A 7,461-nucleotide genomic window follows, 5' to 3' on the forward strand; every position below is an offset into this window, starting at 1 on the left:
GGCCGAACTGGAGCCGACCACCCCCCAGCGAGACGCCACCGCCGTCCGATCCGGGCGCACCGCCCCCCGCCGTCCGGTCCCTGCGTCGACCCCGATTCGGCGGTGATCGCGACGTGCCTGGACACCACGGGCGGACTCGTCGCGCTCCCCGATGGACAGTCGGCACTGGTTGCCGAGCGTCGCACCGGTCGCATCATGGAGGTCGCTGCAGGCCGGACGCCGGTCGAGGTGGCCCGAGTCGACGTGGACGGCACCGGTGACGGCGGCCTTCTCGACATCGCGCTGTCTCCGACGTACATCGAGGACGGGTTGCTCTACGCCCTCATCACCACATCCGCGGACACCAGGGTGGTCCGACTCGCTCAGGGCGACGTACCCAAGGACATTCTGACCGGCATCCCCCGCGGCGCGGCGGGCAATCGCGGAGCGATCGACTTCTACACACCGAACGAACTACTCGTGCTCACCGGCGACAACGGCGATCCAGCTGCGGCTGCGAGCCCGAACTCCCTGTCCGGCAAGTTGTTGCGGGTTACCTCACTGTCTCCGACGACGAACCCACCGCGACCGCAGATCGCACTGAGCGGCATCGGTACGGCGGGCGACGTCTGCACCGACGGCACCGGAAACATCTACGTCACCGACCGCACAGCGCTCGAAGATCGTCTGCAGCGCATCGACACTCTCGGCGCGGTGTTCAACCCGGTGTGGACGTGGCCGGACCGTCCCGGTGTTGCCGGATGCGCAGCGGGCGCAGGTGGAGTGGCCGTAGCCCTCACGACGGCCAAAGCTGTTGCAGCACTGACCACGGACCCGAACACCGGAGCTGTCTCGGCCGAACCGACACTGCTCATCCAGGACGAGTACGGCCAGTTGAACGGTGCGACGAGTTCGGCCGATGGGCAGATCCTGGTGGGCACCGTCAACAAGAACGGGCCGACCGTCGGACCCACCGACGACCGCGTCGTCAAGGTGCCGTTCCCCGGCGGCGGCGGAGGCGGCTTCGACTGAACGAGAGACGACTGCGGCCGAGCGCGTATCGCGCTCGGCCGCAGTCTTTCTCGGTCGTGATCAGGGCTGGCCGCAGGCCTCGAGTACGAGTTCCTTCACGCGAGCAGCATCGGCTTGGCCGCGTGTCGCCTTCATCACCGCACCGACGATGGCACCGGCGGCCTGAACCTTGCCGCTGCGGATCTTCTCGACCACACCGGGATTCGCTGCGAGCGCCTCGTCCACGGCGGCCTGCAACTTGGTGTCGTCCTTCTCCAGTACGAGATTGCGCGCCGCCATGACCTGCGCAGGCTCACCCTCACCCGCCAGCACCCCGTCAACCACCTGACGGGCACCGTTGTTGTTGAGCTTGCCGTCGGCGACCAACGCGGCCACCTCGGCAACCTGAGCCGGAGTGATGGACAGATCGGTCAGTTCGACCCCGGCGATGTTGGCCTGCTGCGCCAGGTACGACACCCCACCACGACCGCGCCGCCTGCGCCGACGCACCCGCCTCGACCGTCGCCGCGACGAGCTCGAGCGCACCGGAGTTCACCAGATCGCGCATCTCCTCGTCGGAGACGCCCCACTCCTTCTGAATCCGACCGCGGCGCAACCACGGCAGCTCGGGCAACGTCGTCCGAAGCTCCTCGATCCAGGCCGCGTCGGGAGCGACGGGCGCAAGGTCGGGCTCGGGGAAGTAGCGGTAGTCCTCGGCGGTCTCCTTCTTGCGGCCTGCGGTGGTGGTGCCGTCCGACTCCTGGAAGTGCCGAGTCTCCTGCGTCACCTCTCCGCCCGATTCGAGAACCGCTGCCTGACGCCGCATCTCGTACCGAACGGCAACCTCGACGCTCTTGAGCGAGTTGACGTTCTTCGTCTCGGTGCGCGTGCCGAATTCGGTTGCCGTCTTCGCCATCAGAGACACGTTGGCATCGCAGCGCAACGAGCCCTGATCCATCCGCACGTCGGAGACGTTCAGAGACTTCAACAGGTCACGCAGCGCGGTGACGTACGCGCGTGCGACCTCGGGCGCACGCGCACCGGTTCCCGTGATGGTCTTGGTCACGATCTCCACCAACGGCACACCGGCACGGTTGTAATCGAGCAGCGAATGCGACGCGCCCTCGATGCGGCCGGTCGCTCCGCCGACGTGCGTCGACTTACCGGTGTCCTCCTCCATGTGCGCACGCTCGATCTCGACTCGAAACGTGCTGCCGTCGTCGAGCAGCACATCGAGGTAGCCCTCGGTCGCGATGGGCTCGTCGTACTGCGAGATCTGATAGTTCTTCGGCTGATCCGGGTAGAAGTAGTTCTTGCGAGCGAACCGTCCCCACGGGGTGATCGAGCAATTGAGCGCCAGCCCGATCCGAATCGCCGACTCCACCGCAGCAGAGTTCACCACCGGAAGCGCGCCGGGAAGGCTCAGGCACACCGGGCACACCTGCGTGTTCGGCTCGGCACCGAACTCGGTGGGGCAGCCGCAGAACATCTTGGTCGCCGTGCCCAACTCCACATGGACCTCCATGCCCAACACGGGGTCGAACTTGGCGAGCACATCGTCGTAATCGATCAAATCGACGGTTGCAGCAGTCATGGTCAGTAGTTTATGCATTGCATTCGACGCGCGAGTAACCACGTGCACTCGTTACCGTGCACGGGTGACTCCCCCAGAGAAGCAGACACTGGCCATGACCGTGCTGATGACACCCGACATGGCCAACTTCTCCGGCAACGTCCACGGCGGCACGATCCTGAAGTTCCTGGACCAGGTGGCGTACGCCTGCGCCAGTCGCTACGCGGGGGCCTACGTCGTGACTCTGTCGGTCGATCGCGTCGTGTTTCGCGAACCCATCCACGTCGGAGAACTGGTCACGTTCTCTGCGTCGGTCAACTACACCGGCCGCACATCCATGGAGGTCGGCATCCGAGTGGAGACCGAGAACATTCAGTGCGGTGAATTACGCCACACCAACAGTTGCTACTTCACCATGGTCGCGATCGGCGACGACGGCAAGCCGAAGACACTGCCTCAGTTGACGCCGACCACCGAGGTCGGTGCTCAGCGTTTCGAGGCAGCGCGGCGACGACGCGAACTGCGCCGCGAGACCGAGGAACGTGAGGCCGAAATCCAGGAGGCCGCCGGTCGCATCTGACGGCTCACGCCGTCGCACCGGAGTCAGCCGAAGAACGCGGCGGCGTCGTCGTATCGGGTCTGCGGTACCCGCTTGAGTTGCTTGGTGGCCTCGGCCAGAGACACCAGGCCGATCTCGGTGCCGCGCAACGAGACCATCTTGCCGAAGTCTCCCGAATGGGCCGCATCGGTCGCGTTGACGCCGAATCGTGTTGCGAGAACGCGGTCGTACGGCGTCGGCGTTCCACCGCGCTGGACGTGGCCCAGCACCGTGGTGCGTACTTCCTTGTTGATGCGGCGTTCGATCTCGACACCGAGCTGATGGGCAACCCCGGTGAATCGAACGTGGCCGAACTCGTCGATACCGCCGTCGAGAAGCTTCATCGAGCCCTCCATAGGCTTGGCCCCCTCGGCCACGACACAGATGAAGTGCGAGTCTCCACGCTGAAAACGCTTGCGTACCAACGTGCACACTTCTTCGACGTCGAACGGCTGCTCGGGGATGAGCGTCATGTGCGAACCCGACGCCAGGCCTGCGTGCAGAGCGATCCACCCCGCGTGACGACCCATCACCTCGACGAGCATCACGCGCTGATGGGATTCTGCGGTGCTGTGCAGACGGTCGATCGCATCGGTGGCGATCGTCAGCGCCGTGTCGAAGCCGAATGTGACGTCGGTGCAGTCGATGTCGTTGTCGATCGTCTTCGGCACACCGACCACGGGCACACCCTCTTCCGACAACCACGCTGCCGCGGTGAGAGTCCCTTCGCCACCGATCGGGATCAACACGTCGATGCCGTTGTCCTCGAGAGTCTGCTTGACCCGGTCCAGTCCGGCGCGCAACACATCCGGATTGGTGCGCGCGGTGCCGAGCATCGTGCCGCCCTTGGTGAGCAACCGGTCGTTGCGGTCGTCGTTGCGCAGTTGCACCCGACGGTCTTCGAGAAGCCCGCGCCATCCGTCCTGGAAACCGACGACAGTGGAGCCGTACCGCGCGTCCGCGGTGCGTACGACTGCGCGAATCACCGCGTTGAGCCCTGGGCAATCGCCGCCTCCGGTCAGAACTCCGATGCGCATCGATTTTCGCCTCTCTGACAGGGAGTGGAGCCTGCGGCACAACCACAGACCGTTCTTTCGGTGAAGCCCAATATCGAATGCCACCTTAATCGTCCGTCTCGACGTGCGCGCGTCGATACCCTTCGAACCGTTTCGTGACGAGCTGTGCCCAGCTGGGTACAGCTCGCTGTTCGCCTCGATCGGGCGAGCACCACCCGGGTCGGCCGTTGGCGCGCCTGGGTTCGCTACAGGCGCGGCCGACGTCCGCGCGTATCAGCGACCGCGAATGGTCTCGCGCGAGTCCTTGTCGTCCAGCCTGCCGAACTTATGGGTGAGAAGTGTTTCAAGTTTGTCCAGCGCCTCGGCAAAAGCGGTGAGGACCCTAGCTGACGACGCGGTGACGGTCACGGGTTCCTGGCCTGCTGGGCGGGCCTCCATCAAGCACCGGATGTCATCGGCGGTCTCGCGGCCCGCGCTCTCGTCACGAAAGCTGATATCGATGCGCGTGAGGTGGTCGGAGAATCGGTCGAGGGCGCTCACAACATCTGTTTCGATGCGTTCTCGAAGTTGACCGGTGATGTCGACATTGGCGTCGGTACGAACGTGGATATCCATGCGAATGCAACTCCTGGGCTCGGGTAGGTCCCTTACTCAACCAGGGTCGACATCATGTCGGCAGTGCCGATAGTCCTTTCCGAGGGAGGCAAAAGATGTCCCAAGCTCGGGCGTGGGATGCTGCGCGCGTCGGTATCGTTCGGTCCTCACTTCGGGGTGACGACACCGGTCTCGTAGGCCAGTACGACCGCCTGGGCGCGGTCGCGCAGTCCGAGCTTCGCAAGAACCTTGCCCACGTGCGTTTTCACGGTCTGCTCGGCCAGGAACAGTGAACCCGCTATCTCGGAGTTGGACATGCCGGTGGCGACGAGTTCGAGAACCTCGCGTTCCCGCGGAGTCAGATCGCTCAAACGCCCAGAGGTGTGTCGCCGCGCTCCCCGCCTGGAGGTGACGTCGGCGATGAGCCGTCTCGTCACCGACGGTGCCAGCAACGCGTCACCTGCCGCGACGACCCGAACACCTCTGATCAACTCCTCGGCCGGTGCATCCTTGAGCAGAAAGCCACTTGCACCGAGTGCCAGGGCCTCGTAGACGTAATCGTCGATGTCGAACGTCGTCAGCATCAGAATGCGCACCGGCGACGGAAGTGACGCAGAGAGAATTGCGCGTGCGGCATCGAGACCGTTCATCTCGGGCATCCGAACGTCCATCAGCACCACGTCGGGCAACAACCGGGCGACCTCGCTGACCGCGGTCCTGCCGTTGTCGGCGTCTCCGACGACCGAGATGTCGGCCTGAGCACCGAGAAGCGCACCGAACCCCTGCCGCACCATCGCTTGGTCGTCGGCGATGAACACCGTTGTAGCCACGCGCAACAGCCTAGGCGAGATCGTTCCGGACAACCGGTGCCGTCGAGATCGGCATGCCGTTCGGAACGTGCACCGCGACCTCGAATCCGCCGTCGGGCAGAGCGGTGGCATGCAGCCAGCCGTGCGCCGCGCGCGCACGATCGCGCATACCCGCAATCCCGTGCCCACCGGTATCGGCTCCAACGGTGCGTCCGACACTTTTGCTCGGTGACGGCGCATTGACCACGGTCATGACCACCGTGCTCGGCCCGACCGTGATGTCGACGGTCACCGCAGCGTCGGGGGCGTGCCGGGCAGCATTGGACAGCGACTCCTGCAGAATTCGGTACAGCGCCAAACCTGTTGTGTCGGAGATCGAATCGACCGGACCGGTGACAGTCCACCGCACATCCATACCTGCCTTGCGACTCGCCTGCAGGGTACGTTCGAGATCGAGTGCATTCGGTGCCGGTGCGTCCTGCCACTGCTGTCCGTCGCTGCGCAGCACCCCCAGCATCCCCCGGATCTCGTTGAGCGCTTCCCGTGCGGTAACTGCGATCGACTCGAATTCCTTTGCTGCGGCGACAGATACGTCATCGAGCCGATACGGCGCACTCTGCGCCTGCACGACGACCATCGACATGTGGTGTGCAACGACGTCGTGCAGATCCCGGGCGATCTTTGCCTTCTCCTCGAGAACGGTGCGTCGGGTGCGCTCGAGTTCACTGACTTCCTCTTGCTGCGCGAGCTGCCTGCGGGAGAGAACGAGCCAGCGGATCAACAGTCCGAACACCACGACTGCGGTCAGTCCGACCGACCAGCCGACGCCGTCCGAGCCCGGCACGTAGGCGAAGAACACCAGCACGCTGGACAACCAGGCCACGAGCAGCAGCGACGGCGGCGAGCGCAGAGCGACGGCGAACAACAACGACAGCAGAACGAGAATGTGCACTACCTGCCAGGGATAGTCGTAGCCCGGCACGCGATCGAACGCCACCGGAATCACCAGTGCGGACAGCGCCGAGACCGCCCACCCCAGTGCGGGATTGATGCGGATCAACGCGAACGGAAACGCGGCGAGCGCGCCGACGATCGGCAGTAACGGTCCCGAAACATCATGTGTCAACGGCAACGTCGGCCACGAGATCGAATACAGCACCGCCGTGACGGCCACGATGAGTACGTCGATCGAGCGGAAGCCGGCAATGCGAGTCGCACTCGACGCCGAACTACGCCGGTGCCGGGTTCTGTCGCTCTGTTCTTACGCACGGACCGAGCTTAAGGAGTGTGAGCCGACCAGGTCGTCATACCTGAGTATCACTTCGGTCCACTACCGAGGTCTCGGGTCACGCCCCGAACGCCCTCTACGGGCGCTGCAGAACGAGACTTCGGTCCGATGTTCGACGGGTACATCGCTCCCTAGCGTCGAAAGCCATGAACAGGAACACTTCTCGCGCCGTGATGTGCACGGCTGCAGCGATCGTAGCGGTGACGGCAACGACCGGCGCAGCATCGACACCGCCCGCTGCCGACTTCACTTCACCTGTCGCGGTCTCGGTGCACGCACTGGTCACCGAGTCCGCGGACACCGCCGCCCTGACCATCCCCGACGACTTCGGGTCGGTGATGGGGTACCGGCCTCGGGTGCAGGACGACATGGCAGAGAACCCACACGGCGACTGTTCGTCGCCCGTTCCGCTGCCGTCCGACTTCGATTCCGCATGCAGGGCCCACGATCTGGGCTACGACCTGATTCGGTACGCCGCTGCGACAGGAACGACAGTGGACCCGCAGTGGCGCAGATCGATCGATGCCCAGCTCGAAGGCCGCATGCACGCCGCCTGCACGGACCGGCCCGATGACGGGGCCTCGCCAGGTCTG

At 64.9% G+C, this 7,461-nt stretch carries 7 protein-coding genes and 1 pseudogene; 3 read left to right on the forward strand and 5 right to left on the reverse strand.

Annotated elements, in window-relative coordinates; all coding sequences use genetic code 11:
- Positions 1-1,011 (forward strand): PQQ-dependent sugar dehydrogenase (locus RHBS_RS21205; protein WP_128646384.1); only part of this gene is annotated, 1,011 nt, incomplete at its 5' end.
- Between the two features lie 60 nt (positions 1,012-1,071).
- On the opposite strand, the pseudogene gatB reads toward RHBS_RS21205, so the two are convergent.
- Positions 1,072-2,584 (reverse strand): annotated as a pseudogene (gatB, locus tag RHBS_RS21210) (Asp-tRNA(Asn)/Glu-tRNA(Gln) amidotransferase subunit GatB).
- Positions 2,585-2,678: 94 nt separating this feature from the next.
- On the opposite strand from gatB, the gene RHBS_RS21215 reads away from it, so the two are divergent.
- Positions 2,679-3,143: an acyl-CoA thioesterase gene (locus RHBS_RS21215; protein WP_170946068.1), complete on the forward strand. Its 465-nt coding sequence runs from the start codon at positions 2,679-2,681 to the stop codon at positions 3,141-3,143.
- Positions 3,144-3,166: 23 nt separating this feature from the next.
- On the opposite strand, the gene RHBS_RS21220 is transcribed toward RHBS_RS21215, so the two are convergent.
- From RHBS_RS21220 to RHBS_RS21235, 4 genes are all read right to left on the reverse strand, one after another.
- The gene (locus RHBS_RS21220; RefSeq protein ID WP_032397750.1) at positions 3,167-4,198 is read right to left on the reverse strand and encodes an ATP-dependent 6-phosphofructokinase; all 1,032 of its coding nucleotides are present in this window, start codon (positions 4,196-4,198) and stop codon (positions 3,167-3,169) included.
- A 252-nt stretch (positions 4,199-4,450) separates the two neighbouring features.
- Positions 4,451-4,792, reverse strand: a complete 342-nt coding sequence (locus RHBS_RS21225) for an HPF/RaiA family ribosome-associated protein (protein WP_128646385.1) — start codon at positions 4,790-4,792, stop codon at positions 4,451-4,453.
- A gap of 146 nt (positions 4,793-4,938) precedes the next feature.
- Positions 4,939-5,601, reverse strand: a complete 663-nt coding sequence (locus RHBS_RS21230; protein WP_121870197.1) for a response regulator transcription factor — start codon at positions 5,599-5,601, stop codon at positions 4,939-4,941.
- Between the two features lie 10 nt (positions 5,602-5,611).
- Positions 5,612-6,787, reverse strand: coding sequence for a sensor histidine kinase (locus tag RHBS_RS21235; RefSeq protein WP_128646386.1), 1,176 nt, complete (start codon positions 6,785-6,787; stop codon positions 5,612-5,614).
- A gap of 227 nt (positions 6,788-7,014) precedes the next feature.
- On the opposite strand from RHBS_RS21235, the gene RHBS_RS21240 reads away from it, so the two are divergent.
- The coding region (locus RHBS_RS21240; protein ID WP_128646387.1) for a hypothetical protein at positions 7,015-7,461 on the forward strand (447 nt) is incomplete at its 3' end.

The organism is Rhodococcus sp. BS-15 (genome assembly GCF_000813105.1).
Classification (GTDB): Bacteria; Actinomycetota; Actinomycetes; order Mycobacteriales; family Mycobacteriaceae; genus Rhodococcoides.

Bases quoted from the DNA above. Each gene is read 5' to 3' on its own strand.
- RHBS_RS21220 (WP_032397750.1), bottom strand. From the start codon at position 4,198: ATGCGCATCGGAGTTCTGACCGGAGGCGGCGATTGCCCAGGGCTCAAC.
- RHBS_RS21225 (WP_128646385.1), bottom strand. From the start codon at position 4,792: ATGGATATCCACGTTCGTACCGACGCCAATGTCGACATCACCGGTCAA.
- RHBS_RS21215 (WP_170946068.1), top strand. From the start codon at position 2,679: ATGACCGTGCTGATGACACCCGACATGGCCAACTTCTCCGGCAACGTC.